We start from the raw sequence: 26,491 nt of genomic DNA on the forward strand, positions 1-26,491 counted from the left end.
GGCTCACGCGAGCCGATCGCGCAGCGCCGGCAGGCCCTCCCCGTCGAGGTGCTCGAGGGCGGCGACCCGGCCGGTGAGCGCCAGCAGCAGGGCCTCGGCGCTCCCGCGCACCGTCGGCCCACGGCCGTGGGCCCACCCGACGTCGGCCGCCTCGAACCGCAGCCCGTCGGTCCTGCCGCGCGGGACGAGTCCGCCTCCGCGGGCGTCGGCCAGGAAGTCCAGCGAGGTCCGCAGCCGCTCGGCCGGCACGTCCCGGTGCAGCCCGAGCGGCCAGCGGAGGTCCAGGCCGTGCACCAGCACGTCGGTCAACGGCGCCTCGGGGCCCGACCCGGGCGGGGTGAACTGCGAGCCGGCCCGCTGCCGCAGCACCTCCACGAGCTCCTCGGAGGGCCTGCGGGCCTGCCTGCGGGCCAGCCGGACGTTCGCCCGGTCGAAGCTCCCGCCGCTCGTCAGCATCGCGAGCGCGAACCCGCGCAGACCCACCTCCAGCGGCACGACGAGGTGGGCGACGACCTCGCGCACGCTCCACTCGGTGCACAGGCTGCGGGCGGCCTGCTGCTCGGGCGTCAGCCCGGAGACCAGGTCGGCCACGGCGCGGCGCTCGTCGGCGATCTCCTCGAAGATGTCCACACGGCATCCTCGCCCCGTCGTCTCAGTCGATCCAGTAGCGACGCTTCGCGACCGGTTCGCCCGGCTGCTCCACCACGTCCTCCAGGACGCCGCCGCACCGCTCGATCGTGGCGGCGGACGCCTGGTTGTCGTCGTCGCAGGTGACGAGCACCCGGTCCACCCCGCCGGCCCGCGCGATGACCAGCGCCTGGCGCAGGAGCTCGGTGGCGATGCCGCGACGGCGGTACGCCGGCCGCACGCCGTACCCGACGTGGCCGCCGTACGCCAGCAGCCAGTCGTTCAGCTCGAACCTGATCGACAACCGGCCGACGACCTCGCCGCCGAGGTCCGCGACCAGGAACGCCGCCGGCACGCGGCCCGCGGGCAGGTCGGTGCCACGGCGCTCGGCGTCGTACTGCGCGAGGAGGTCGGCCCAGGGGCGCTCCGGCGTCCAGCCGAGCAGGAACTCGAAGCCGTCTGCCTCCAGCTCGCGGTGGGCCTGGACGGCCGCGGCCTCGTCGTCGGTGCGCAGCGGTCGCAGTCTCAGGTCGCCCACGGGCACATCCTCGCCGACGAGGTGCCGGTCGCTCACCTGACTTCTTCGACCCGCCACGCGCCGGCGGTCCGCACGAGCGTCACCCGCCGCGTCGTCGGGCCGTCGGAGGGCAGGTTCCGGTCCACCCCGCGCCCGACGGCGCGGCCCGCGGCGACCCGGTCGGTGACCCGCAGCTCGAGCCGGCCGTCCCCGGTCCGCAGCTCGCTGACCTCCAGCAGGTCGAGCTCGAGACCGGTCACCCGCAGCCCCCGGGCGGCCCACCGCGCCAGCAGCGCGGCGTCGTGGCGGCCGGCCGCCGACCCGGCGACGTACAACCGCCGCAGCGCGCCGACGTCGCCCGCCGCCCAGGCAGCCGCCCGCCGGTCGTCCCACGCCGCCAGCACCGACCGCGCGTCGGGCCCGACCGTGGCCACGGCCCGCAGGGCAGGCGGCGGGGCGGGTGGCGCGGGGCCGCCCGCGAGCAGCACGCCGGGCACCACGAGCCCGGCGGTGAGGAGGACGGAGGCGAGCAGCAGGAGCGGTCGGCGCACACCGGTCACCTACCCAGCACGGGCGGGTCGCGGCGCGTCGTCCACAGGTAGAGTCGAACAGGTGAGCAGCCTGACGTTCCGCACGGTCGGCCTCGGCGCCGACGCGGTCGACTACCTCGCCGCCTGGGAGCTCCAGCGCGACGTCCACGCGCAGGTCGCCGACGGGTCCCTCCCGCCGACGGTGCTGCTCCTCGAGCACCCGCCCGTCTACACCGCCGGCAAGCGCACCGAGCCGCACGAGCGCCCGCTCGACCCCGGCGGCGCGCAGGTCGTCGACGTCGACCGCGGCGGGAAGATCACCTTCCACGGCCCCGGCCAGCTCGTCGGCTACCCGATCGTCGCGCTCCCCGACCACGTCAAGGTCGTCGACTACGTGCGCCGGGTCGAGGAGGCGCTGATCCGCGTGTGCGGCGCTCTCGGCGTCCCCACCGCGCGCGTCCCGGGCCGCAGCGGCGTCTGGCTGCGCGCCGACGACCGGGGCCCGGAGCGCAAGATCGCCGCCATCGGCATCCGGGTCAGCCGGGGCGTGACGATGCACGGCTTCTCGCTCAACTGCGACGTCGACCTCGGCTGGTACGACCGGTTCGTCCCGTGCGGCATCGCCGACGCCGGCGTCACCACGCTGACCGCCGAGCTGGGCCGCCGGGTCACCACGAACGACGTGCTCCCGCTCGTGGAGCAGGAGCTGGCGACGTACCTCGCCTGGGAGCCGTACGCCGCGACTCCGGACTACGACCCCAGGCCGGAGCCGGGCCGCGGGCCGCGCATCGAGCTGCTCACCCCCAGGTAAAGGACCCTCGGCGCGTCCCCGGACAACCGGCCGGGTCGCTGCTTGACTCGCGAGGTGCCCGACCTCGCGATCGAGACCCAGGGGCTCCGCAAGGAGTACCGCACCCGACGAGGGCTGCGCGTCGCCGTGTCCGACCTGGACCTCGCGGTGCGTGCCGGCGGCGTGCACGGCTTCCTCGGCCCCAACGGCTCGGGCAAGACCACGACGATCCGGATGCTGCTGGGGCTCTCGCGCCCCACCCGCGGCACGATGCGGCTGCTGGGACAGCCGGTGCCCGAGCGCCTGCCCGCCGTCGTGGACCGGGTCGGCGCGGTGGTCGAGTCCCCGAAGTTCTCCCCCAACCTCACCGGCCGGCAGAACCTCCTGCTGCTCTCCCGCTCGATCGGCGCGCCCGACGCCCGCGTGGACGCCGCGGTCGACACCGTGGGGCTCACCGGCCGCGACCGCGACCGGTACAAGGCCTACTCCCTCGGCATGAAGCAGCGCCTGGCCATCGCCGCCACCCTGCTCAAGGAGCCGGAGCTGCTGATCCTCGACGAGCCGACGAACGGCCTGGACCCGGCCGGCATCCGGGAGATCCGGGAGACCATCCGCGGCCTCGGGGCCGCCGGGGTGACCGTCCTGCTGAGCTCCCACATCCTCGCCGAGGTCCAGGCGGTGTGCACGTCCGCCACGATCGTCGGCAACGGCCGGCTGCTCGCCAGCGGCACCGTCGAGGACCTGCTCGGCCGCAGCACGACGTACCGGGTGGTCGTCCCCGATCCGGCCGCGGCCACCGCCGCGCTCGCCGCGGCCGGCGTGACCGCCACCGTGCAGGACGGCGCCCTGCGGGTCGAGACCGAGGACCCTGCCGGCGTCACCCGGCTGCTCGCCGCGCGCGACATCTGGCTGACCGAGCTCACCCCCGTCCGGGCCGACCTGGAGTCGATCTTCCTCGACCTCACTGCCGGGGCCGGGCTGAGCGACTCGGCGGAGGAGGAGGACCGATGACCTCCCTGGTCCGCGTCGAGCTCACCCGGCTGCGCTGGCGGCGGGCGGTGCTGCTCCTGCTGCTCGGCTGCCTGGTGGTGCCGGCCCTCATCGCCGCGAGCACCCTGTGGGGCACCCGCCCGGTGTCGGAGTCCGAGCTGGCCGAGGTCCGCGCGGGCGTCGCGGGCGAGATCGCCCGCTGCGAGCAGCGGCCGGGGCGGTACGGCGTGCCCCGGGCGGCCCCGGAGCGGTGCGAGCAGCTGCTCGTCGGCTGGAACATCGGCCGCGAGCCGCTCAGCCTCGCCCGCGAGCGCGCCGGTTCCGGGATCGCCGTCACCGGTCTGCTGACCGTGCTGCTGATGCTGGCGGCGACGACGTTCGTCGGGCACGACTGGAACAGCGGGTCGATGAGCAACCAGCTGCTGTTCCAGCCACGGCGCGGGCGGGTGTGGGCGGCGAAGGCGCTCGCCGTCACCGGGCTGGCGGGCGTCGTCGCGGCGGCGGTCAGCAGCGCCTACTGGCTCACGCTCTGGTCGGTCGCGCGGGCCCGCGACCTACCCCTCAGGGACGGCGCGCTCGGCGACTGCCTGGAGCTGGGGCTGCGCGGCGCCGGGTTCGCCGCCGCGGCGGCCCTCGGCTGCTACGCCCTCACGATGCTGCTCCGCAGCACGGTCGCCACCCTGGGCGTGCTCTTCGCGGTCGCGGTGCTCGGCGTGCTCTTCGTCGGCGTGCTCGGCATCGGCGAGCGCTGGCAGCCCCAGGTCAACGTCGCCGCCGTGGTGCAGAACGGCACCACCTACTGGGTCGACGTGCCCGAGCGGTGCTGGACGAGCCGCGGACCGGTCCCCGACGGCTCCGAGTGCGACGACCGGCGTGAGGTGGGCCCGGTGCACGGCGTGCTGTACCTCGGGGCGCCGCTGCTGGCAGTCGGCGCCGCGTCGGTGCTGTCCTTCCGGCGTCGCGACGTCCCCTGACCCGGGACCACCGCGGGCCCGCTCAGCCCAGCGACCGGTAGTGCCCGGCCATCGCCGGGTAGTAGTCGCGGTCGAAGTCGACGGCCGCGACGTCCCCGCCGGTCTCCGCGGCGACGAGCCGGTCGAGGTAGTACTCCCAGCCCGGGCCGACGCTCTCGGCGGCGGTGGGGTCGAGGCCCGGCTGCCGGAAGGTCAGGAGGGTGCCGCCGTCGGTGGCCGCGCCGAGCTCCAGCTCGAGGTCCCACCAGTCGTCGCCGACGCGGGAGACCAGCACCAGCCGCAGCGGCGGCTCGCAGACGCTGATCGTCATCTGCTCGGTGGGCGCGTCCTCGCCCTCCGCGGTCATCCGGAACATCACGCTGCCCTCGGCCGGGTCGCCGGTCCACGTCCCGATCCAGCGCTCGAGCCGGTCCGGCTCGGTGAGCGCCGCCCACACCTCCTCGGCAGGGAGCGGGAGGTGGCGGGTCAGGACCAGGGTGCCGCCGACGACGCGGCCGGTGGGGACGGGCATGCGCCCATCCTGCACCCGGCCCGCGCACCCGCCGCCGAGTCGGGCTGCCGCACCCCTGCGGCGTACAGTGAAGGGCGTGACGCAGGCTCCCGCTCCCGAAGGAAGAAAGCTCCTCCGCCTCGAGGTCCGCAACGCGGAGACCCCGATCGAGCGGAAGCCGGAGTGGATCAAGACCCGGGCCAAGATGGGCCCGGAGTACAAGCACCTGCAGAGCCTGGTGAAGTCCGAGGGACTCCACACGGTCTGCCAGGAGGCCGGCTGCCCCAACATCTTCGAGTGCTGGGAGGACCGGGAGGCGACGTTCCTCATCGGCGGCGACCAGTGCACCCGGCGCTGCGACTTCTGCCAGATCGACACCGGCAAGCCGCAGGCGCTGGACCGCGACGAGCCCCGCCGGGTCGCCGAGTCCGTCCAGACGATGGGCCTGCGCTACGCGACCATCACCGGCGTCGCCCGCGACGACCTCCCCGACGGCGGCGCCTGGCTGTACGCCGAGACCGTGCGCGCCATCCACGAGCTCAACCCCGACACCGGCGTCGAGAACCTCATCCCCGACTTCAACGGGCGGCCCGAGCTGCTGGCAGAGGTCTTCGAGTCCCGGCCCGAGGTGCTGGCCCACAACGTGGAGACCGTGCCGCGGATCTTCAAGCGGATCCGGCCCGCGTTCCGCTACGAGCGGTCCCTCGACGTCATCACCCAGGCCCGCGACTTCGGCCTGGTCACCAAGTCCAACCTCATCCTCGGCATGGGCGAGACCCGCGAGGAGGTCAGCCAGGCGCTGCGCGACCTGCACGCCGCCGGCTGCGAGCTGATCACCGTCACCCAGTACCTCCGGCCCTCGGTGCGCCACCACCCCGTCGAGCGGTGGGTCAAGCCCGAGGAGTTCGTGGAGCTGGCCGCGGAGGCCGAGGAGATCGGCTTCTCCGGCGTCCTGTCGGGCCCGCTGGTGCGTTCGTCGTACCGCGCCGGGCGCCTGTACCGTCAGGCCATGGACGCCCGCGCGGGCGTCGCGACCGCCTGACCGGCGGCCTCCTCACCTCGGCACGACAGCAAAGGGCACGAACCTCCTCCATGGCCAAGGACGCTTCGAAGAACAAGAGCACCGGGGCGACCGCCGTCCCGACGGCGACCGCCGACATGAGCCGTCGGCAGCAGATCGTCGAGACCTACCGGATGACCCGGCGCAACGACTCGAAGGTCGGCCTGCTCACCTTCGGCTCGGCGCTGGTCGCCGGCTTCCTCGGCTTCCTCGTGTTCTGGGTGCTGCCGGGCGAGGGCGTCATCGGCTGGATCCTGGCCGTGGTCGGCTCGCTGCTCGCGGGCTCGCTGGCGGCGATGATCGTCTTCGGCCGCCGGGCGCAGAACGCGGCGTACCGCCAGATGGAGGGCCAGCCCGGTGCCGCGGCGGCCGCGCTGCGGATGCTGCGACGCGGCTGGAAGTCCGACCCGGTCATCGCCTTCAACAAGAACCAGGACGTCGTCCACCGCGTGGTCGGCCCTCCGGGCATCGTGCTGATCGGCGAGGGCACCAGCCCCACCCGGATCAAGCAGCTGCTCGTCAACGAGCACCGCAAGCACGAGCGGGTCGCCTCCGAGGTCCCGATCCACGAGGTCGTCTGCGGCAACGGCGAGGGCCAGGTCCCGCTGCCGAAGCTGATCCGCCACGTCCAGAAGCTCGGTCGCCAGGTCAAGCCGGCCGAGATCACCGACGTGCTCTCGCGGCTCAAGGCGCTGGACGCCACCCGCTCCAACATCCCGCTGCCCAAGGGCCCGGTGCCGACCTCGATGAAGGGCATGCGCGGCAACCTCCGCGGTCGCTGAGCACACTCCCCCGGCAGCACGGCACGACACCACCAGCAGCAGCAGCAGCAAGCAGCAGCAAGCGAAGCGCCCCTCGGCCGGTCGGCCGAGGGGCGCTCGTCTTCGTCGGTGCTCGGTCGGTCCTGAGACCGGTGCGGTCAGCCCGCGACGCCGCCGCCCGCGCCACCGGGCATCTTCGGCATGTCGGTGACCTGGTCGGCCGGCGGGGCCTCGATCGTGACGTCGGTGCCCCAGTCGTCGAGGACCATCTCCGTGGTGATCTCCTGGCCACCCATCGGGATGTCCATCACCATCCGACCGAACCGGTCCTCCTCGTCGAGCCAGAGGTCGTAGGCGATCGTCTTGGGCATGCCCTTGGTCGCGGCGGGCGGCAGGTCGGTGCCGAGGGTCTCGAGCGAGGCCTGGAGGTCGACCGTCATCTCGTAGTGGTCCAGGTCGCGACCGTCGACGTCCTCCTCACCGACGTAGGTGACGGTGTCGATGCTGTCCTCCATGGCCTGCAGGGCCGCGAGGGGGTCGCTCTGCTGGAGGATCTTGTCCAGCCCCATCTCCGCGAGCGGGCCGCTGGCGTCGGCGGGGTCGAACTTCCAGTACTTGCCCTGGCTCAGCGCGCCGAGGTTCATGTAGGTGATGCCGTCGACGGAGACCACCTTGGTCTCGCCGCCGCCGGCGGGGTTGTCGTTGGTCATGGCGATCGACGGGGGCTTGGTCGTGTAGTCCACGACACCCTCGCCGCCGAACTCGGTGCCGCCGAAGGACGAGCGCTGGGTGACGTTGGCGGTCGTGGACGCCTCGACGCCGCCGGCGACGATGTCGACGAACGCCGACGGCTCGACGGTCTGGCCCTCCTCGAGGTCGCCGGTCCCGGCGTCCTCGGTCTCGGCCGCGTCGGTCTCGGCGTCGGAGGACTCGCTGGTCGAGCTGCTGGCTGCCGGGTCGCTGGCCTCCTCGTCGCCGTCACCGCCGCACGCGACGAGCGCGGTCGACAGGAGCGGGGCCACCGCGACGGCGGCGAGCAGGCGGCGGGTGCGGAGCGGACGGGTCACGTCGGGCCTTTCTGGTGATCGGGAAGGTCTCCCCCAGCATGGCCCCGAGCCGTCTGCCCAAACCTGCGCCGGCCCGATGTGACCAGGCCGTGACCCGGCGCCGGGGCAGCCGTCAGGGCAGCCGTCGGGGCAGCCGTCGGGATGGCCGTCAGCGGCCGAGCGAGCGGTACACCTGCAGGGTGACGGTGGAGGTCCCGGCGAGCACGTCGTGCAGCCCGCGGCCATCGGGCCGGTAGACCAGCGGCGGGATGACCAGGGCGATCGCGACCTGGCGGGCCAGCAGCACCGCGGGGTTCAGCGGCCGCGTGCCGGCGTCGACCCGCACCACGCGCAGCCGGGTCGCGAGCTTGCCGAAGCTGCCGCCGGCCAGCCAGGTGAGGAGCGCCGACTCCACGACGTACACGAGCAGGACGTAGGCCGGGGCCGGGCTGCCGGTCGCCGCGTAGTCGTCGATGCCGATGAAGGCGATGACGACCAGCGTGGAGGCGATCCAGTCCACGACGAGCGCCAGGATGCGCCGCGCCCAGGAGGCGGTCTCGATGCCTGGTCCGGGGGCTGTGCTCGTCACGACCCGAGCCTAGGCGGCGGTCGCCGGCCGCCGACGACCGCCCGGAGCCGGGGCACCTGTTACACGCCGGAAACATTCTGGATATGGTCGAGAAACCGCCCCCAGCGAGGGTGGCGGCAGTCGTCCGGAGCAGTGCCGCCCCGGCCGTCACGACCCAGAGATTTTCGCCGGCTGGCGGCCCACGTCGCAGCCACAGGAGGACGAATGTTCCAGAACAGCGACGAGCTGCTCGCGTACATCAAGGACGAGGGCGTCGAGATGGTCGACGTCCGCTTCTGCGACCTGCCGGGCATCATGCAGCACTTCACGGTCCCCGTCTCGTCGTTCGACCAGAGCGTCTTCGAGGACGGGCTGAGCTTCGACGGCTCCTCGATCCGCGGGTTCCAGGCCATCCACGAGTCCGACATGTCGCTGTTCCCGGACCCGACGACGGCCTACATCGACCCGTTCCGGACCGCGAAGACGCTGGTGGTGAACTTCTTCATCCACGACCCGCTCACCGGCGAGGCGTACTCCCGCGACCCGCGCAACATCGCCCGCAAGGCGATGGCCTACCTCAGCACCACGGGCATCGGCGACACCGCGTTCTTCGCCCCGGAGGCGGAGTTCTACGTCTTCGACAACGTGCGCTTCGAGACCAAGGCGAACGCCGGCTACTACGAGATCAACTCCTCGGCCGGCGCCTGGAACACCGGCGACGCGTTCGAGAACGACAACCGCGGCTACAAGGTCAAGTACAAGGGCGGCTACTTCCCCGTCGCGCCGACCGACCACTTCGGTGAGCTCCGCGACGAGATGGTCATCGAGATGGAGCGCTCCGGCCTGCAGGTCGAGCGTGCCCACCACGAGGTCGGCACCGCCGGCCAGGCCGAGATCAACTACCGCTTCAGCGAGCTGCTGCAGGCCGCCGACGACGTCATGAAGTTCAAGTACATCGTCAAGAACGTCGCCTGGCGCAACGGCAAGACCGCCACCTTCATGCCGAAGCCGATCTTCGGCGACAACGGCTCGGGCATGCACGTCCACCAGTCGATCTGGAACGACGGCTCGCCGCTGTTCTACGACGAGACCGGGTACGGCGGCCTCTCGGACATGGCCCGCTACTACATCGGCGGCATCCTCAAGCACGCCCCGTCGCTGCTGGCCTTCACCAACCCGACGGTGAACTCCTACCACCGCCTGGTGCCCGGCTTCGAGGCCCCGATCTCGCTGGTCTACTCCCAGCGCAACCGCTCGGCCTGCGTCCGGATCCCGATCACGGGCTCCAACCCGAAGGCCAAGCGCATCGAGTTCCGCTGCCCCGACCCGTCGGCCAACCCCTACCTCGCCTTCTCGGCGCTGCTGCTGGCCGGCCTCGACGGCATCAAGAACAAGATCGAGCCCGCCGCCCCGATCGACAAGGACATCTACGAGCTCCCGCCGGACGAGATGGCCGACATCGACCAGGTCCCGACCTCGCTCAACGCCGTCCTCGACTCCCTCGAGGCCGACCACGAGTTCCTCACGGCCGGCAACGTCTTCACGCCGGACCTGATCGAGACGTGGATCGACTACAAGCGCGCCAACGAGATCGCGCCCGTCCAGGCCCGTCCTCACCCCCACGAGTTCGAGCTGTACTACGACATCTGAGGAACGGCGGCGCGAGCCGCCTGACCTGCACCACGCGACGGCCCCGCGGCGGAGTCCTGAGGACTCCCCCTGCGGGGCCGTCGTGCTTGGTCGGCGGGGCGGCCACCTCGTCGTCGGCCGAGCCCGCGGGCGGGCTGACCGCCGCCTGGTCAGGCCATCCGGAAGCGCGCGACCTCGCTGTTGAGGTCCGCTGCCATCGCCGCGAGCTCGGAGACCGCGGCCAGGGTCTGGTTGACGGCCTCGGTGGTGGTCCCGGCCGCGACGGCCACGCCGGAGATGTTGGTGGCGATCTCGCCGGAGCCGCCGGAGGCCTCGGCGACGTTGCGGGACATCTCGTTGGTGGTGGCGGTCTGCTCCTCGACCGCCGAGGCGATGGTGAGCTGGTGGTCGTTGATCGCGGTGATGATCGTCGCGATCTCGCCGATGGCGGTCACCGCGCTGCCGGTGTCGGCCTGGATCGCCTCGACCCGGCGGGAGATGTCCTCGGTGGCGCGGGAGGTCTCCTGGGCGAGCTCCTTGACCTCGTTGGCCACGACGGCGAACCCCTTGCCGGCCTCGCCGGCCCTGGCCGCCTCGATGGTGGCGTTGAGGGCGAGGAGGTTGGTCTGCTCGGCGATCGAGGTGATCACCTTGACGACGTCGCCGATCCCCCGGCTCGACGCGCCGAGCTTCGCGACTGTCTCGGTCGTCGACTCGACCGAGGCGACGGCCTGCGAGGCGACGGTGGCGGCCTGGTCGGCGGAGTGGGCGATCTCCCGGATGGAGGCCCCCATCTGCTCGGCTCCCGCCGCGACGGTGGCGACGTTGCGGGACACCTCCTCGGCGGCCGCCGAGACCACGCCGGCCTGCACGCTCGTCTCCTCGGCCCCGGCCGCGATCTGCTGGCTCGACGCCGACAGCTCCTCCGAGGAGGCCGCGACGGCGTCGGCCGAGGCCGACAGCGTCGCGATGATGCTGCTCATGTTCTCCGCCGATCGGTTGAAGGCGACCTGCAGGTCGCCGGTGCAGCCGGTCGCGGTCTCCGGGAGCCGCGGACGCAGGTCGCCCTCCGCGAACTGCTCGAGCGCGTCGATGGCCGCGCGCAGCGGCCGCACCAGGCTGCGGGTGATCGCCCTCGCCGCGAGCGCCAGCAGCGCCATGCCGACCAGCGAGGCGACCGCGACGCCGGTCTTCATCGACGCGGTGGCGTCGAGCAGGTGGTCGCCCGCCTCGGCGCTGTCCGCGGCGCTCGCGTCGACGGCGTCCCCGAGCACGTCGTGCGTCTGCTCGGCGGCGGCCTCGACGCGCCCGTCCGCGGCCGCAGTGCGCCGCCCCTCCCCCGCCGCCGCGACCTCCGCGGCGTACGTCGTCACCGCCTGCTGCACGCCGTCGACCCGGCGCCGCTCGGCGTCGGTGCCGGCGGCGGCCGCCAGCTCGCGGACCGTGGACTCCGCCTCGGCGGCCACGGACGCGGTGCCCGCGGAGGTGCTGGCCAGGTGCGCCGCCCACAGCTCGCTGACGAGGCCGTCCAGGCGGAGGTAGCCGGCCTCCGCCTCGGCCGAGGCGCGGACCCCGTCACCGTCCGTGTCGACGGTCGTCGCGGCGGTCCAGGCGACCGCGGCCACGACCGAGATCGCCACGAGGGCGAGCGCCGTCACCACGGCCAGTCGCCGTCCCACGGTCCAGCGGATGGATCGGATGCTCCGCACGATGGTGTCCACTCCTGTGTCGACGCGCCGGGCACGACGACGTGCCCCCGGGCTGGGAGCCGGACATCGGTCGCACCCGCGACCCACCTGAACGGTCGGCGACCGGTCGTCTAGACGGGCGGGCCGCCGGGGCATGAAATCGCCGATCCGGGAGTCCTACTCCGTGGAGATGTTGAAAGTTGGACGTCACTTCGGGGGGACGTTCTGTGGCCGCACCACGCGGAGGAGACAAGAACGTTGACGAGCCATCACGAGGCAGGGCACGACGGACGCGACGGGGACGCACCCGCCGAGGACCTGGTCCGGTGCCACCTGCCCCTGGTGACCCACCTGGTGAACGCGACGATGGGGCGGGTCCCGTCCTTCGTCAACCGCGACGACCTCCGGTCCGCCGGGCTCGAGGCGCTCGTGCGCGCCTCCCGGGGGTTCGACCCCACGGCCGGGGTGCCGTTCGGCGCCTACGCCACCGCCCGGGTCCGCGGAGGCATCCTGGACGAGCTCCGCTCGCTGGACTGGGCGCCCCGCTCGGTGCGGCAGCGCAGCCGGGAGGTCGAGACCGCCCGGGAGCGGCTGGCCGTCCAGCTGGGTCGGCTGCCGGAGCCGGCGCAGGTCGCCGAGGCGCTCGGCATCGGGGTGCAGGACCTGGCCCGCCACGAGGGCGACGTCGCCCGCTCGCAGGTCGCCTCCCTGGAGGCGGGCCAGGTGGCGCCCCTGGTCGACCAGGTGCCCGCCACCAGCCCGTCGCCGGAGGCCAGCGCCGAGACCGGCGAGCGGCTGCGCTACCTCGAGGCGGCGATCGCCGAGCTCCCCGCCCGCCTGCGCCGGGTGGTCGAGGGCTACTTCCTCGAGGAGCGGCCGATGGCCGACCTGGCGCGCGAGCTGAGCGTCACCGAGTCCCGGATCTCGCAGATGCGGGCGCAGGCCCTGTCCCTCATCTGCCACGCGCTGCACCCGGTCCTCACCCCGGAGCGCGTCACCACCGCGGCCGGGCCCGCCGACGGCGTCGCCGCCCGGCGGCGGGACGCGTACGCCGCGAGCGTGCTCGCCCGCGAGGCGGCCGGCCGGAGCACGGCCGCCCATGGGGCCGCGCACCTGCCGCGCGTCGTCTGACCCGGGTCAGCCGGAGGCGGGCGCGGTCCACACGGGGTCGGTGACGATGTCGCGGACCCGGTCCACGGTGAGTGCGGGCTCGTCGGCGGGGTCGTGCACCGTGTCCGGCCGGTCCGCGCGGGTGCCCTCGGCGACGTACAGCTCGACGTGCCCGCCGTCGGGCACGGCGACCGTGGCGAGGACGTAGCTCCGGTCGGTGGGGCGGTCCTGCCCGTCCACGACCGTCTGCTCGAGGCCCTCGGTGACGACACCGACGAGCGTGCCGTCCTCGGACCGGATCTCCTGGCAGGAGACGAGGCCGCTGAGCTGGTCGCAGGGCTCGACCGCCTGCATCGGCGCGTTGCTGCCCCCGGCGCAGGGCCCTCCCTCCGCCAGCTCCTCCAGGGACGTCCGCCCGCCCGGCACGCCCGGAGGGGGCAGCAGGGTGAGGCTGGCGAAGTCCGCGTCGCCACCGGCGAGGAGGTCGCCGCTCCACGTGCCGGCCCCGCGGTCGTCCGTCCCGCCGATGCGGACGGCCCCGGGCAGGAGCGCGGAGAGGTCCGCCTCGACCTGGGTCGAGGACCTGCTCCACCACCCGGTCGCAGCCGCGCCGCACGGCGCGCCGGAAGCGCCGGACGCGCCTGCGCCCGGCGCCGGTGCGGTGGCGGCCGGGTCGGTCGCCACCGAGGGTGCGGAGGGGTCCTGGTCCCGACCCGTCCAGTCCGTGGCGGCGGTCGGGACGGTGAGCACGAGCGTGGTGGCCGCGGCGAGGCCACCAGCGGCACAGGTGAGGCGCCGACGGGTGCGCTGCCGCCGCCCGCGCACCATCGCGAGGTGGGCGACGTCGGGGGCGCGCAGGCCGCTCACGGCGCGCTCCATCCGCTCGCCGAGGTGGCGGTCGCGTGCGTCGAAGGACTCGGTCCCGTCCGTGCGGTCGTCCATGGGGTCGTTCGTGGGGTCGTTCATGAGGTGCTCCTCGGGAGGTCGATGTCGTCGGCGAGCAGGTCGCGCAGCCGGCGCAGGGCCCGGCCGGTGCGGTTCTTCACCGCCGACTCGGTGAGGTGGAGGTGGGCGGCCGTGGTGGCGACGCTGGCGTCGTGCCAGAAGCGCAGCACCACCACGGCCCGGTCGAGCGGGGCGAGCTCGGCCAGGGCGGCCATCAGCGTGACCCGGTCGGCGACGTCGGCAGACGGCGTGGCGGTGCCGGCAGCGTCCCGTCCGGGCAGCTCCCCGACCGGCAGCTCACCGCTGCGACGCAGCCGCCGGTCGGAGAGGAACGTGTTGAGCAGGATGCGGTGGCAGTAGGCCACCGGGTCGTCGGCGGTGCGCAGCCGCCGCCAGCCGGCGAAGGCCTTGGCGAGCGTGGTCTGCAGCAGGTCCTCGGCGGCGTGGGGCGAGGTGGTCAGCAGGTAGGCGCTCCGGTAGAGCCGGTCGGAGTGCAGGACCACGAACTCGGTGAACTCCGTGTCGTCCCGGCCGCGCACACGCACGGTGTCTCCTCCCTGCCGGGGCCAGTACACCGAGAAGACGCGCCAGGGCCCCGCCGAGGTCTCACGCGACCTCGCGCGGCCCGGTCACCCGCCCTGTTGGTCCGGCTCCTCGTGCGACGCAGGGGCGTCCGGAGCCGCCACCGGGGGCTCGGGGAGCTCGGCCATGACCACGGCGTCCGGGACGACGGTCGGGTCGATCCAGATCCTGGTGGCGCCCGCCCGGAGCAGGGCCTGCTCGACGGCGGTCAGCACGGCGTCGGCGAGGTGCGCGGGGACCTCGCTCGGCACGGTCAGGACGTGGTGCACAGCCACGGCGTCACCCATCTGTGCGGCGGCACGGGTTCGTGGTGCGCCACCCGGGCCAGCTGCGGCGTCGGGTGGCATCGGTCGTTGCGCGGGACATGGTCCCGCAAGGCAGGACGGCGGCGAGCGGCGGGGTCGGTCATCCCGGGGGCACGCGGTCGGCTCGAAGCCGGCGTCGCGCTGCAGGAGCAGCCGGAGGTGCCACTGGCGGTCCGACCCGGTCACCGGTCAGGACTCGTCCTCGCCGGCCGCTCCGTCCTCGCCGGCCGCGCCGCCCTTCCCGGCCTCCGCGTAGGACCGGACCACCGAGACGCTGAGCGGGAAGTCCAGTGCCGCGCCGGGGAAGAGCAGGCGCCCGGCCGCGGCGGCCGCCTCGGTCACCTCCGCGACGACGGCCGCGGCGAGACCGGCCGGGGCGTGGACGACGACCTCGTCGTGCAGGAAGAGGACCAGGTGCGGGCGCGACGTCACCGGCCCGGTGCCGCCCAGCCGCCAGAGCCGGTTGCGCAGGTCGGCGATCCAGCACAGCGCCCACTCCGCGCCGGTGCCCTGGACGACGAAGTTTCGGGTGAAACGGCCGTGCGCCCGCCGCCGGCGCGCCTCGCCGTCCGGGTCGAGCGGCGGGTCGTCCGGGTCCCGGTCCCAGGCGTCACCGAGGCCCGGCGAGCCCCGTCCGAGCAGCGTGCGGACCACCTCGCCGCGCTCCCCCGCGCGTGCGGCCGCCTCGACCAGGCCGAAGGCTGCCGGGTAGCGCCGGGTCAGCTCGGCGACCATCCGTCCGCTCTCCCCGCTCGTCGCGCCGTACATCGCCCCGAGCAGGCCGAGCTTGGCGTCGTTGCGGCTCGCGACCGCCCCGTCGTCGACCATCCCCTGGTAGAGGTCGGCTCCGCGCGCCGAGCGGGCCAGGGCACGGTCGCCGCTCATCCCGGCCAGCACGCGGGGCTCGAGCTGCGCCACGTCGGCGACGACGAGGACCCAGCCCTCGTCGGCGACGGCGGCGGACCGCACCTGGACCGGGAACGACAGCGCGCCGCCACCGTTGGAGGACCAGCGGCCGGTGGCCGAGCCCGCCGGCTGGTACGACGGGCGGAAGCGCCCGTCCCGGACCCACTGGTCGATCCAGGACCAGCCGTTGGTGGAGAACAGGTGGGCCAGCCGCTTGTAGCGCAGCAACGGTTCGATGCCCGGGTGGTCGACGCGGCGCAGCGTCCCCGCCCGGGTGTCGGTGACGTCCAGCCCGGCCCGGCGCAGCGCGGCGAGCAGCTCGAGCCGCGAGTCCGGGTTGAGGCCGGGGGCGTCGAACGCGGCGCGCACCTCGCCCGCGAGCGCCTCGAGCCGCTGCGGCCGGGCCCCGCGCGGTGGCCGCGGCCCGAGCAGGTCGACGAGCAGCCGCTCGTGGACGTCGGTGCGCCAGGGCACCCCGGCCCACGTCATCTCCGCCGCGACGAGCGCGCCCGCGGACTCCGCCGCGAGCAGCAGCCCGAGCCTGGCAGGTTCCGGCGAGGCGGTGGCCGCGGCGAGCTGGCGGGCGTCCTCGAGGTCGGCGCGGAGGTGCTCGGCGGTGTCCTCGACCGCGAACAGCGCGGGGTCCGACGGGGCGCTCGGCGCGAGCCGGTCCCAGTGCTCGGCCTCGTCCCCGGCCAGCAGGCGCACGTCCACCGCCGGCGCGCGGCGCAGCACCCGGCGGGCCAGGCGCAGGTCGTGGCACCGCTCCACCCGCACCCCGGCGGCGAGCAGCGGCGGGTACCACCGCGCGGTGTCGTCCCACACCCACCGGGGCCCGTCCGCGGCCTCGCGCTCGGCGACGTACGCCGCCAGGTCGGCCGCGTCGAGCACCCGCTCGCGCTCGCCGGGAGGGCCGTCCCCGACGACGAGCACCCGCTCCCCCGGCAGGCGCGCGAGACGGATCCGGACCACGGGCACACCCTGTCACCCGGCCCCGACACCACACCGCGCAGCCGGGTCCGCGACGGAGGTCAGGACCGCACGCCGGGGAGGTGCGTGACCGCGCGAGCGGGGCGGACCCGGTGGTCGGCGCTCGCGCGGAGCAGCAGGTAGCCGATCGCCTGCACCGTCGCGCTCGACGGGGCGCCCCGCCCGGCGTACGTGCCGGCGTCCGCGGAGAGGAGGAGCAGGGTCGCCGGCACCCCGCGGATCGGTGGCAGGCCCACCGACCAGGCCGACCGGACCTGCTGCCGCAACGCGGCCCGGGTCCACGGCGGGCACTCGAGGTCCAGCCGGGTGTCGTCGAGGACCGCGGCCAGCCCCTCGGGCAGCGGCTCGTGGCCGAAGCCGCAGCCGTGGCGCTCCACGACCTCGTCGAGCACCCGCAGCGCCCGGCTGGTCGCCGCGAGCCGGACCGGTCGACGCCCCGGGGGGTGCACCGCGATGCCGGCGTGGTCCGCGGCGAGGTGCGCCACCGACCAGGCCGCCGCGTGGCCGGAGGCCTCGCGCAGGCTCGTCGAGCGGGCGACCGCCTCACGCAGCGGCCGAAGGTCGGGCTTGGCCATGTCGTCCTCCTCCCCGGCCCCTCGGCCGGCACGCTGGGATCGATGGCGGCGGCCCGGCCCGCGCCCGGGAGCGCGGGCCGGGTCCGCCGGTCAGCCGGCCGAGACCGTCACCTGCCGCTCGACGGTGGTCGCCTTGCCCCAGCCGTCGGTCACCGTCAGCACCACCGTGTACGACCCGGCCGCCGGGAACACGTGGGTGGCGCTCGCCGTGGTCGAGTTCGGCGTGGCGTCGCCCCACACCCAGCGGTAGGTCACCGTGTCGCCGGTGTCGGGGTCGGCGGACCCGACGGCCGAGAAGTTGCACGACAGGTTGGTGCAGGCCGGGGTGTTGAGCACGGCGTTCGGCGGCCGGTTGGTCGGCGGCTCCGTGATCGTGACCGTCTGCGTGGCCGTGGCGGTGACGCCCCACTCGTCCCTCGCGGTGAGGGTGATGGTGAAGGTGCCCGCCGCGGTGTAGGTCCTCGTCACGACCGCGCCCGAGCCGCTGCCGTTGCCGAAGTTCCATGAGTACGTCAGCGCCGTCGGGTTCTCGTCGGTCGAGCCGCGGGCGTCGAGGGTGCAGACGTTCTGGTTGCAGGTGACGGTGAAGCTCGGGACCGGCGGCTGGTTGCCGTCGGGCACCGTGACCGTCACGTGCCGCTCGGTCGGCACCGGCGTGACCTGGTCGTGCTGGTCCACCGCCCGCGCCCGGACCGTGTAGGCCCCGGCCGGGATCACCGGGGTCGTGTAGGAGAAGTTCGACCCCGGCGTGCCCGGGCTGTTGAGGAACGCCGAGCGCCAGCTGGCGGTCGTGCTGGTGAAGGTGCCGCTGGAGCTCATGTACTGCCCGGCGGCGTTCACGACGGCCACCTCGACCCGCTGCATGGCCTGGTCGTCCTCGGCCCGGCCGCTGATGAAGATCTTGCCGTCGGGGAAGGTCGCCCCCTCCGTGGGCGCGAACAGGTTGTCGGTCAGGACCGGCGGCTGGTCACCGGGGTAGATCCGGTACCGGGCCGTCGCCCCCGTCGTCGAGGTGTCCTGCTGGCCGGCGGTGTCGAAGGCGAACGCCGTGACCGCCCAGTCGCCCTGCGTCGGCAGGTCGACCGGGAGGGTCCAGGTGGTGCTCGTGCCGCCGGGGGTGGCGAGCACCGCGTTCCGGGTGGCGAACGCCGCGCCCATGGTGCCGCCGGGCTGGAGGTACCGGTTGGTGTCCTGGTCCTCGATCGCGACGCGGACCTCGGCCACGCCCTTGTCGTCGGTCGCGGTGCCGGCCAGGTCCAGGTGGAGCGACTGGCCACCGGTGACGGTCCCGGTGACGTTGAGCAGCCCGTTGGGCGGCGCGTCACCCGTGATCTGGGCGGCCAGCGTCAGGCGGCCCTGCATCGAGCCGGGGGTGCTGAGCCCGAGGTCGTCCTCGGCACCCACGGAGAAGGAGTAGGAGCCCGGCTGGAGGTTGAACGGGGTCGTCCAGCTCCAGTCGAAGGTCTTCCCCGTGATGTTGACCGGCGAGACGCGGTAGGCCCCGGCGATGACGTCGACGCCCCAGCTGCCGTCGGCGCCGAGGTTCTCCCGGGTCGTGGTGTTCCGCAGGCTGATGAACACCTCGCGCAGGTCCTGGTCGTCGGTGGCCGTCCCGGAGAACGTCACCGGCTGGCCCGGGGCGACCTGCACCGTGCCGACGGCCGTCGGCGGGGTCATCGTCACCGGCTTGCTGATGGTCACCGTCGGGGCCACCGCGTTGGTGGCCACCAGCCACGACCGGTCGGCGGTGTCCAGGTCGCCCTGGCCCGCGGTGTCGGTCGCACGTGCCATCGCCATCCAGGTGTCCTCGTGGGGGACCGTGATCTCCTGCGACCACGTCGTGGAGACGCCTCCGACGACGTCCGGGGTCACCCGGAAGGCGTAGTAGGTCGACGTAGCCGTGCCGTTCGCCTGCAGGTAGCGGTTCTGGGAGTCCTTGACCGCCAGCGTCAGCGAGTTGACGCCGATGTCGTCGGTCGCGTTGCCCGTGATCGTGAACGTCGTGGTGTTGATGACCGATCCGGACGGTCCCGTGACGTTCGTGCTGGGCGGCTGGTCGGCGGTGCCGAAGGTCTCGAACTTCTTCGTCGCCTTCGACGGGTCCTGCGAGCCGTTCGCCGCGACCGTGCGGGCCAGCACCTTCAGCTCCCGGTTCGAGGACATCGACAGCGGCAGGGTCCACCCCGTCGACGTCGCGCCCGGCGTCGTCAGGGTCGCGGTGATCGTGTTGCTGGTCGTGGTGCCCCACGTCGTGAGGTCGTCGTTGAGGTAGCGGCGCGAGCCGCGGTCCATGATCTCGACCTGGACGCTGCGCACGCCGCTGGCCGCGGAGGCCGTCCCGCTGATCGTGAACTCCTCGGCGACCGGCTTGATCCGGCCCTCGATCGGGTCGGTGATGGCGGTCTCGACGCCGTTGGCCGCCGGCACGGAGCCGAAGTCGAAGAACGCCAGCCGGCCGACGTTGAACTCGCCCTGCGTCGAGGCGTCACCGCCGGTCCACAGGCCCCGGGGGGTGAGCTCGATGTGCTTGTTGCCCTCGAAGGAGTTCGAGCCGGGGTTCCACTCCACGGCGGTGCCGTCCGCGGGGTTGAGCGCGCCCAGGTGCTCGCGCTTGACCACGGCGTCGCCGAGACCGTAGCCCGAAAGCCCCTGGCCGGTGCCGTAGCCCTGGTCGTCGAGCCCCGGCCACGGCTGCGGCGAGGTCGGCGACTCGTTCCAGGCGAAGTGGCCGCCGACGTACACCGCCTGCTCGGAGATCGCCACCGAGTAGACGCTGTCGAAGAGCCGCGAGATCCACATCGGCTTGACGTCGTCGCCGCCCTCCATCGGGAACGCGATGACGGTGTCGTTGATCGGCGGCCGGTCGCCGCCGGAGCCGCTGCTCACCGCGAACCAGGAGCCGTCGGGCGAGATGTCGCCGCCGTAGATGCGCTGGATGCCGCCGACGTACTGGAGGTTCTCCTCCCAGATCCGGCTGCGCCAGGCGGTGAGCTGGTTGGTCCGGGTGTTGATGATCGCCACGCCGTACCGGTCGTGGCCGTTGACCTGCCGACCGGTGTGGACGACCAGCAGCCGGCCCTCGTCGCGGGTCAGCTTGAGCCGCTGGACCGTCGTCGCGCCGTTGGTGCCGATGCCGCCGGTGATGTTGTTGACGAAGTCGCCCCGCACCTCGCCGGTGACGGCGTTGACCGCGACCAGCGAGCTGCGCGGGACGTTGTTCACCGAGGTGAACCGGCCGCCGGCGTAGACGGTGGTGTTGGTGACCGCCAGCTCCTGCACCTTGCCGTTGCCGTTGGCCTGGAACTCCTCCACCGGCGCGCCGGTGACCGGGTCGATCCGGGCGATCGCCTTGCGGGAGACGCCGTTGACGGTGCCGAAGTCGCCGCCGATGTAGAGGCGCTGCCCGTCGGGCGAGGCCTCGACGGCCTCGACGCCGCCGAGCCCGAGGACCGGGCGGAACCGGGCGTCGACCAGTCCGGTGCTGGCGTCGAACGCCGCCAGGCCGGCCTGCTGGTAGGTCGTCGTGCTGCCGTTCGCGCGGTTGGCGATCGTGGTGAAGGTGCCCGCGACGTACGCCCGGTTGCCGACGAACTCGATGTCCCAGATCTCGCCGTTGGCGATGTAGGGCATGTTCGTGCGCGGGGTGTCGGGGACGATCCGGGTGTGACCCGGGGCGGGGTTCACCGGCGAGGTGGCGACCGTCCGGGTCGCCTCGTCGCTGAGCACGCCGTCGCTCACGGTCAGCTTGACGGTGCGCTGCCCGTTGGTGGCGTAGGTGTGCGAGGGGTCGACGCCGTCACCGGTCGTGCCGTCGCCGAAGTCCCAGGTGTAGGTGAGCTGGTCCTCGTCGGGGTCGAAGGAGTCACCGGCGTCGAACTCGCAGGTGAGGCCGGAGCAGCCGGCGAAGAAGTCCGCCGTGGGCGCCTCGTTGGTCTCCGTGGCGTCCGTGCCGGGGTCGATCACCACCGAGAACAGCATCGACCGGGAGACCGACGCGCTCGTCGTGGCGGTGCGGCCGGCGGCGGTGCCGACGGGGACCTCCCCCGCCGAGTCGCCGAGCACCGTGCTGACCTTGCCCGTGCCCGTGGACGCCGCGGTGGTCCGCTGGGTGCTCGAGGTCGGCAGCGTCCAGGTGGTGCCGTCGGTCGAGGACTTCTCGCTCCAGACGTTGACCAGCCACGACTTCGCGTGCGCCACGGGGACGCTCGGGGTCGTGTGGCTCGTCCCGCTGACGTTGCTGCCGCCGACCGCCGAGGCCGAGACCAGCGCCGGGCCCGTGCTGCGGTAGGCGGCCACGCTCATCGCGGACTTGATCCACGAGGCCGTGGTGACCGTGACGTCCGCGCCGGCGTCGGCCGGGGTCGCGCTGCGGGTCCACACGCGGCCGCGGATGCCGGTGCCGTCGCGCGACTGCAGCAGCGTCCAGCCCGGGATGTCGGTCGGCAGCGCGACCTCCGTGGAGTTGGTGGTCAGGAACAGCACCAGCCGGTCCAGCGGCTTCACCGTCGCCGGGACCCGCACCGTGTGGGAGGGCCGGTTGCCGGCGGAGCTGGCCGAGCCGACGTAGGAGATGTCGCCCTGCACGACGCTGGGCGTCGGCGAGACCGTGCCGGTCGCGGTGTCGGTGTCGACCCCGTCGCCCACCGTGAGCGTGACGGTGCGCTGGCCGCCCGCGGCGTACGTGTGCTGCGCGTTGCGGCCGGTGCCGCTCTGGCCGTCGCCGAAGGCCCAGCTGTAGGTCAGCTCGTCGCCCTCAGCGTCGGTGGTGCCGGACGCGTCGAACGTGCAGACCAGGGCGTCGCAGCTCGAGGTGAAGGCTGCGGTCGGCGGCTGGTTGGGCGCCTCCTGCTCGGGACCGATCACGATCGAGGAGAGCGCCGTGCGGGAGACCGCGACGCTCGTCGTCGCGGTGCGTCCCGGCGCGGTGCCGATCGGCACGGTCGCGGCCGAGTCGGCCAGGACCGCGCTGATGCGCCCGGTGCCGGTGGCGGCGTTGGCGGTGCGCTCGGTCACGCCCGCGGGCAGCGACCAGGTCGCGGTGGTCGAGGACTTCTCGCTCCAGACGTTGACCACCCAGGAGTTGGTGCGGGCCACCGGCACCGACGGGGTGGTGTGGCTGGACCCCGAGGTGTTGCTGCCGCCGATCGCGGACGCGGTGACGTCGGCGCCGCCGGTGCTGCGGTACGCCGCCACGCCGACGACGGCCTTGGCGGTGACGCTGGTGGTGGGCGTCGCGTCCGCGCCGGCGTCCGTCGCGGTGGCGGTGCGGGTCCAGGTGCGACCGACGATGCCGTCACCGGTGCGCGTCTGCAGCGGCGTCCAGCCGGCCGGCGCGGTGATGGTGGCGGCCGTGGTGTTCGTGGTCAGGAAGAGGACGAGGACGTCGCCGGCCTGGACGGTGGCCGGGACGACGACGCGGTGGTTGGTCCGGGCGCCCTGGGTGCTGGCGGCGCCGACGAAGGAGATCTCGCCCTGGGCGACCGCGCGGGAGACGGTCACCGGCTGAGTGGTGGTGCCGGTCGCCGTGCCGTCGCTCACCGTGAGCCGGACCGTGCGGGTGCCGTCGGCGGCGTACGCGTGGGTGGGGGTGGCGCCGGTGCCGTTGCTGCCGTCGCCGAAGTCCCAGGCGTAGGTCAGCTCGTCGCCGTCGGCGTCGGTCGAGCCGGTCGCGTTGAACGTGCACGACAGCGCGTCGCAGGAGGTCGTGAACACCGGCTCGGGTGCGGTGTTGGTCGGCGCGGCCACCTCGCCGGGCGCCACGACGACCGAGAGGAGGGAGGTCCGGGAGGCCGCCACGTCGGTGGTCGCCGTCCGCGCGGTGGGCGCTCCCACGGCCACGGGGCCCGCGGAGTCGCCGACGACGCCGCTGATCTTGCCCGAGCCGGTCCCTGCGGCGGTGGTGCGCGCGGTCGTGCCCGCCGGCAGCGTCCAGGCCAGCGTCGAGGAGGACTTCTCCGCCCAGGCGCTCACCAGCCAGGACCCGGCCTGGGTGACGGCGGCCGGGGGGGTGGCGTGGCTCGTGCCGCTCGCGTCGCTTCCCCCGATGGCGGAGGCGACGACCGACGCGGCGCCGGTGCTGCGGTACGCCGAGACGGCGAGCACCGACTTCGCCAGCGCGCTGCCGGTGACGGTGACGGTCGAGCCGGCGTCGGCGGCCGTGGCCGTCCGTGTCCACGCCCGGCCCCGGACCCCGTCCCCGTCACGCGACTGCAGCAGCGTCCAGCCCGGCAGCGTGTCCGTGACGGTCGAGGTGGTCGAGTTCGTGGTGAGGACCAGCACGAGGGCGTCCCCCGCCTGGACGGCCGCCGGCACCCGCACGGTGTGTGCGGTGCGGTTGCCCGCGGTGCTGTCGGCCGCGACGAAGTCGACGACCCCGGGGGCCGCCTGCGCCGGCACGGTCGCCGCGGTCACGACCGTCACGGCGAGGGCCGGGACCAGGGCGACGAGCACGGTGAGGAGCACGGTCAGCAGGCGCCGCCGGGGCGGCAGGACGGAGGAGGAGGTGCGGGACACCTCGGGAGGCCGGGGCACGGAACGGGACACAGGAGCTCACCCACCACAGAGGGACGACGACCACCGGACAGCGGCCTAGCCGCATCGTCGGCGCGACCGGGACCCCACCTCATGCCCAAATTTGATCGACCTCGCGGCGACCGCGTCCGGCGGTCCCGATCGGCCGGACCCCACCACCTCCGCCGACCCCACCTCACCGAATTTGGGCATGCGTCCCCGGGCGCCCGGCCGGAGATTGGGGCGAGCGGCCCACGCCGCGTCACCCGAGGAGACGCCCATGAAAGTGCTGCTCGTCAGTTCGTCCGGAGGACACCTGGCCCAGCTGATGTGCCTGCGGCCCTGGTGGGACGGGCACGAGCGGCACTGGGTCACCTTCGACACCGAGGACGCCGTCAGCAAGCTCGAGGGCGAGCAGGTCACCTGGGCGCACCACCCCACGACCCGCAACGTGCGCAACCTCGCCCGCAACACCGCGCTCGCCCTGCGGCTCATGGCGCAGTTCCGGCCCGACGTCGTCGTCACCACCGGGGCCGGGGTGGCCGTGCCCTTCTTCTGGCTGCACCGCCCCTTCGGCGCGGCGTCGGTCTACCTCGAGGTGTTCGACCGCATCGAGACGCCCACGCTGACCGGCCGGCTGTGCCGCCCGGTCTCGGACCTGTTCCTCGTGCAGTGGCCCGAGCAGCAGCGGATGTACCGGTCGAGCGTCCTGCTCGGGGAGGTGTGGTGATGTCCGCCCGCCCGCTCGTCGCCGTGCTGCTCGGCACCGACCACCACCCCTTCACCCGGCTGACCGGCTGGGCCGCCGAGGTCCGCCGGGTCACCGGCGCCGACGTCTTCGTGCAGCACGGGGCGACCCCGCTGCCGGCCGACCTCGACGGTGCCGCGATGCTCGGCGTGCGCGACCTGGACGCCCTGCTCCGCCGCGCCACCGTGGTCACGACCCACGGCGGGCCCGGCCTGATCATGGAGGCCCGGGCCGCCGGCCACCTCCCGGTCGTCGTGCCGCGCGACCCCGCACGCGGTGAGCACGTCGACGACCACCAGCTCCGGTTCGTCGCCCGGATCGCCCGCACCGGCCTGGTCGCCGCGGCCACCGACGTGCCGGCCTACCGCCGAGCCGTCGCCGCCGGCCTGGTCGCGGGCCGGACCGACCGGCGTACCTCCGGCGCACCGGCCGTGCCGGGCCTGCCCGGTGACCCGGGCGCCGCGGTGCCCGGCGGTCCGACGGCGGCCGAGCGCTTCGGTGTCCTCGTGGACCAGCTGGTCCGCCGGGCCTGAGCGACGTCCCTCGTGACTGCGACGATCCCGCCGCCGCCCGGCCCCGTGCTGGCTGCGCCGCTGGCCCTCCCGGCCCCACCCGGCACCGACACCGACACCGCTGTCGAGCCCGCTCTCGAGGCCGCACCCGCACCCCGCACCGTTCCCGACGGCGCCGCCGACAGCGGGGACGACGGCGCCGCGGTCGCGGACGCGCTCCGCTCCCCCAGCCCCATCACCGCCCTCCTCGGCACCGACGTCACCGGCGGCCGGGTCCCGCGGTGGCGCCCGCCCGTCGTGCTGGCCGCCGGTGACGTGCTGGCGGTCGTCGTGGCCACGACCCCCGCCTCCCGTGGGCTGCCGCCCCTCCCGGTCCTCGCTCTCGTGGTCCTCGCCTGGGTGCTGCTGCTCTCGGCCGACCACTGCTACGACCGGCACGTCGGCTCCCGCTTCGACCAGGTACGCCGCGTGCTGCGGTGCGGCACCGGCCTCACCGTCGTCACGGCCGTCGCCGCCGCCCTCACCCGCCCTGATCTCCGGCCGGTCGAGCTGGTCTTCTTCGCCGGCACCGCGACCGCGCTGAGCGCGGCCCACCGGGTCGTCGGGGACCACTGGGGCCGCAGCCGCACCGCCCAGGTGCCGGTCGTGGTCGCGGGCCACCGGCGCGAGGTGGCCCGGGTGATGCACGAGCTCGCCCGGGGCCGCCACCACCGGTACCGCGTCGCCGGCGTGTGCGTCCCCAGCCCCCACGGCAGGGACCTCGGCGTGCCCGAGACGTGCGGGTTCGACAGGTTGCCGACCGTCGCGGTCCAGCACGGCGCCCGCGCCGTGATCGTCGCGCCCTGCCGCCACCTCGACCCGATGACGCTGCGCCGGCTGGGGTGGCAGCTGGAGTCCTCGGGCACCGCCCTGCTCGTCGCCTCCGGGCTCTTCGACGTCTCCGCCACCCGGGCGCGGATCGGGTACGCCGGCGACCTGCCCCTCCTCCACGTCCGGCACGCCGAGCTCACCGGCGCCCGGCGGATGCTCAAGACCGCCGCCGAGCGCTCGCTCGCCGCCGCCGCCCTGGTGCTGCTGTCCCCGCTCCTCGCGCTCCTCGCCCTGGCCGTCCGCCTCGACACCCCCGGTCCGGCGCTGTTCCGCCAGGAGCGCGTGGGTCGCGGGGGCCGCCCCTTCACCATGCTCAAGCTGCGCAGCATGGGCGTCGACGCCGAGTCCCGCCGCAGTGCCGTGGCGGCCCTCAACGAGTCCGACGGCGTGCTGTTCAAGGTGCGGGCGGACCCCCGGGTCACCCGGGTCGGCGCCGTCCTGCGGCGCTACTCGCTCGACGAGCTGCCGCAGCTGGTCAATGTCGTGCGCGGCGAGATGTCGCTCGTCGGGCCCCGCCCGCCGCTGCCGGAGGAGGTGGCGCGGTACGACGCCGACACCCACCGCCGGCTCGCCGTGCGGCCGGGCATCACCGGTCTCTGGCAGGTCTCCGGCCGCTCGGACCTCTCCTGGGAGGAGACCGTCCGCCTCGACCTGCGCTACGTCGACAACTGGTCGCTCAGCCTCGACCTGCAGATCCTCTGCCGCACCCTCCACGCCGTCGTGGGGCACGACGGGGCGTACTGAACCGACCCCGCTCCACCACCTCCC

The 26,491-nt window shown here is 74.2% G+C and carries 23 protein-coding genes; 10 read left to right on the forward strand and 13 right to left on the reverse strand.

What is annotated here, in order from left to right:
- Positions 1 to 3 precede the first annotated feature (3 nt).
- Genes OSR43_RS13025 through OSR43_RS13035 form a run of 3 tightly spaced genes read right to left on the reverse strand, consistent with a single transcriptional unit; the run spans position 4 to position 1,695 of the window.
- The gene (locus OSR43_RS13025) at positions 4 to 630 is read right to left on the reverse strand and encodes a maleylpyruvate isomerase family mycothiol-dependent enzyme (RefSeq protein WP_302266997.1); all 627 of its coding nucleotides are present in this window, start codon (positions 628 to 630) and stop codon (positions 4 to 6) included.
- 22 nt (positions 631 to 652) lie between these two features.
- Positions 653 to 1,165 carry a GNAT family N-acetyltransferase gene (locus OSR43_RS13030; RefSeq protein ID WP_302266998.1) on the reverse strand — a complete coding sequence of 171 codons (513 nt, stop codon included), beginning with the start codon at positions 1,163 to 1,165 and terminating at the stop codon, positions 653 to 655.
- 32 nt (positions 1,166 to 1,197) lie between these two features.
- Positions 1,198 to 1,695, reverse strand: a complete 498-nt coding sequence (locus OSR43_RS13035; RefSeq protein ID WP_302266999.1) for a hypothetical protein — start codon at positions 1,693 to 1,695, stop codon at positions 1,198 to 1,200.
- A 61-nt stretch (positions 1,696 to 1,756) separates the two neighbouring features.
- Between OSR43_RS13035 and lipB the strand changes: the two genes are divergently transcribed.
- Genes lipB through OSR43_RS13050 form a run of 3 tightly spaced genes read left to right on the forward strand, consistent with a single transcriptional unit; the run spans position 1,757 to position 4,428 of the window.
- Positions 1,757 to 2,485 (forward strand): lipoyl(octanoyl) transferase LipB, encoded by a 729-nt coding sequence (lipB, locus tag OSR43_RS13040; protein ID WP_302267001.1) that lies wholly within the window; start codon positions 1,757 to 1,759, stop codon positions 2,483 to 2,485.
- A 54-nt stretch (positions 2,486 to 2,539) separates the two neighbouring features.
- A complete protein-coding gene (locus OSR43_RS13045; RefSeq protein WP_302267003.1) occupies positions 2,540 to 3,475 on the forward strand; it encodes an ABC transporter ATP-binding protein in 936 nt (311 codons plus the stop codon).
- A complete protein-coding gene (locus OSR43_RS13050; RefSeq protein WP_302267004.1) occupies positions 3,472 to 4,428 on the forward strand; it encodes a hypothetical protein in 957 nt (318 codons plus the stop codon). The genes OSR43_RS13045 and OSR43_RS13050 overlap by 4 nt, the downstream gene beginning before the upstream one ends.
- 22 nt (positions 4,429 to 4,450) lie before the next feature.
- On the opposite strand, the gene OSR43_RS13055 is transcribed toward OSR43_RS13050, so the two are convergent.
- The gene (locus OSR43_RS13055; protein WP_302267005.1) at positions 4,451 to 4,939 is read right to left on the reverse strand and encodes an SRPBCC family protein; all 489 of its coding nucleotides are present in this window, start codon (positions 4,937 to 4,939) and stop codon (positions 4,451 to 4,453) included.
- A gap of 76 nt (positions 4,940 to 5,015) precedes the next feature.
- Here OSR43_RS13055 and lipA point away from each other — a divergent pair, with 76 nt between their 5' ends.
- Positions 5,016 to 5,960, forward strand: coding sequence for a lipoyl synthase (gene lipA, locus OSR43_RS13060; RefSeq protein WP_302267006.1), 945 nt, complete (start codon positions 5,016 to 5,018; stop codon positions 5,958 to 5,960).
- A 50-nt stretch (positions 5,961 to 6,010) separates the two neighbouring features.
- Positions 6,011 to 6,760, forward strand: a complete 750-nt coding sequence (locus OSR43_RS13065) for a DUF4191 domain-containing protein (RefSeq protein WP_302267007.1) — start codon at positions 6,011 to 6,013, stop codon at positions 6,758 to 6,760.
- 137 nt (positions 6,761 to 6,897) lie between these two features.
- On the opposite strand, the gene OSR43_RS13070 is transcribed toward OSR43_RS13065, so the two are convergent.
- Together OSR43_RS13070 and OSR43_RS13075 are read right to left on the reverse strand one after the other, a co-directional pair.
- A complete protein-coding gene (locus OSR43_RS13070; protein WP_302267008.1) occupies positions 6,898 to 7,806 on the reverse strand; it encodes a hypothetical protein in 909 nt (302 codons plus the stop codon).
- Between the two features lie 148 nt (positions 7,807 to 7,954).
- Positions 7,955 to 8,374, reverse strand: coding sequence for an RDD family protein (locus OSR43_RS13075; protein ID WP_302267009.1), 420 nt, complete (start codon positions 8,372 to 8,374; stop codon positions 7,955 to 7,957).
- 204 nt (positions 8,375 to 8,578) lie between these two features.
- Between OSR43_RS13075 and glnA the strand changes: the two genes are divergently transcribed.
- Complete coding sequence (glnA, locus tag OSR43_RS13080) at positions 8,579 to 10,003, forward strand: type I glutamate--ammonia ligase (protein ID WP_302267010.1); 1,425 nt, start codon at positions 8,579 to 8,581, stop codon at positions 10,001 to 10,003.
- A 149-nt stretch (positions 10,004 to 10,152) separates the two neighbouring features.
- Here the strand turns inward: glnA and OSR43_RS13085 are convergent, their stop codons facing one another.
- Complete coding sequence (locus OSR43_RS13085; protein WP_302267011.1) at positions 10,153 to 11,691, reverse strand: methyl-accepting chemotaxis protein; 1,539 nt, start codon at positions 11,689 to 11,691, stop codon at positions 10,153 to 10,155.
- A 237-nt stretch (positions 11,692 to 11,928) separates the two neighbouring features.
- Here OSR43_RS13085 and OSR43_RS13090 point away from each other — a divergent pair, with 237 nt between their 5' ends.
- On the forward strand, positions 11,929 to 12,801 hold the full coding sequence (locus OSR43_RS13090) for a sigma-70 family RNA polymerase sigma factor (RefSeq protein ID WP_302267012.1): 873 nt from the start codon (positions 11,929 to 11,931) through the stop codon (positions 12,799 to 12,801).
- Positions 12,802 to 12,807: 6 nt separating this feature from the next.
- Here OSR43_RS13090 and OSR43_RS13095 read toward each other — a convergent pair whose 3' ends face one another.
- The 6 genes from OSR43_RS13095 to OSR43_RS13120 all read right to left on the reverse strand — a co-directional run bounded on the left by OSR43_RS13095 (position 12,808) and on the right by OSR43_RS13120 (position 23,596).
- Positions 12,808 to 13,746, reverse strand: a complete 939-nt coding sequence (locus OSR43_RS13095) for a hypothetical protein (RefSeq protein WP_302267013.1) — start codon at positions 13,744 to 13,746, stop codon at positions 12,808 to 12,810.
- Positions 13,743 to 14,270, reverse strand: coding sequence for a SigE family RNA polymerase sigma factor (locus OSR43_RS13100; RefSeq protein WP_302267014.1), 528 nt, complete (start codon positions 14,268 to 14,270; stop codon positions 13,743 to 13,745). Before OSR43_RS13100 ends, OSR43_RS13095 begins: the two co-directional genes overlap by 4 nt.
- 84 nt (positions 14,271 to 14,354) lie before the next feature.
- Positions 14,355 to 14,582: a hypothetical protein gene (locus tag OSR43_RS13105; protein WP_302267015.1), complete on the reverse strand. Its 228-nt coding sequence runs from the start codon at positions 14,580 to 14,582 to the stop codon at positions 14,355 to 14,357.
- Positions 14,583 to 14,801: 219 nt separating this feature from the next.
- A complete protein-coding gene (locus OSR43_RS13110; RefSeq protein ID WP_302267017.1) occupies positions 14,802 to 16,490 on the reverse strand; it encodes a bifunctional 3'-5' exonuclease/DNA polymerase in 1,689 nt (562 codons plus the stop codon).
- A 59-nt stretch (positions 16,491 to 16,549) separates the two neighbouring features.
- Complete coding sequence (locus OSR43_RS13115) at positions 16,550 to 17,083, reverse strand: hypothetical protein (protein WP_302267018.1); 534 nt, start codon at positions 17,081 to 17,083, stop codon at positions 16,550 to 16,552.
- A 90-nt stretch (positions 17,084 to 17,173) separates the two neighbouring features.
- Positions 17,174 to 23,596 carry a PKD domain-containing protein gene (locus OSR43_RS13120; protein ID WP_302267019.1) on the reverse strand — a complete coding sequence of 2,141 codons (6,423 nt, stop codon included), beginning with the start codon at positions 23,594 to 23,596 and terminating at the stop codon, positions 17,174 to 17,176.
- A gap of 277 nt (positions 23,597 to 23,873) precedes the next feature.
- On the opposite strand from OSR43_RS13120, the gene OSR43_RS13125 reads away from it, so the two are divergent.
- The 3 genes from OSR43_RS13125 to OSR43_RS13135 are packed head-to-tail and all read left to right on the forward strand — an operon-like array spanning position 23,874 to position 26,467.
- Positions 23,874 to 24,323 (forward strand): UDP-N-acetylglucosamine--LPS N-acetylglucosamine transferase, encoded by a 450-nt coding sequence (locus tag OSR43_RS13125; protein WP_302267020.1) that lies wholly within the window; start codon positions 23,874 to 23,876, stop codon positions 24,321 to 24,323.
- Positions 24,323 to 24,874, forward strand: coding sequence for a glycosyltransferase (locus tag OSR43_RS13130; RefSeq protein WP_302267021.1), 552 nt, complete (start codon positions 24,323 to 24,325; stop codon positions 24,872 to 24,874). Before OSR43_RS13125 ends, OSR43_RS13130 begins: the two co-directional genes overlap by 1 nt.
- A gap of 12 nt (positions 24,875 to 24,886) precedes the next feature.
- Complete coding sequence (locus tag OSR43_RS13135; protein ID WP_302267022.1) at positions 24,887 to 26,467, forward strand: sugar transferase; 1,581 nt, start codon at positions 24,887 to 24,889, stop codon at positions 26,465 to 26,467.
- Positions 26,468 to 26,491: the final 24 nt, after the last annotated feature.

It is taken from the genome of Nocardioides sp. Arc9.136 (assembly GCF_030506255.1).
Classification (GTDB): Bacteria; Actinomycetota; Actinomycetes; order Propionibacteriales; family Nocardioidaceae; genus Nocardioides.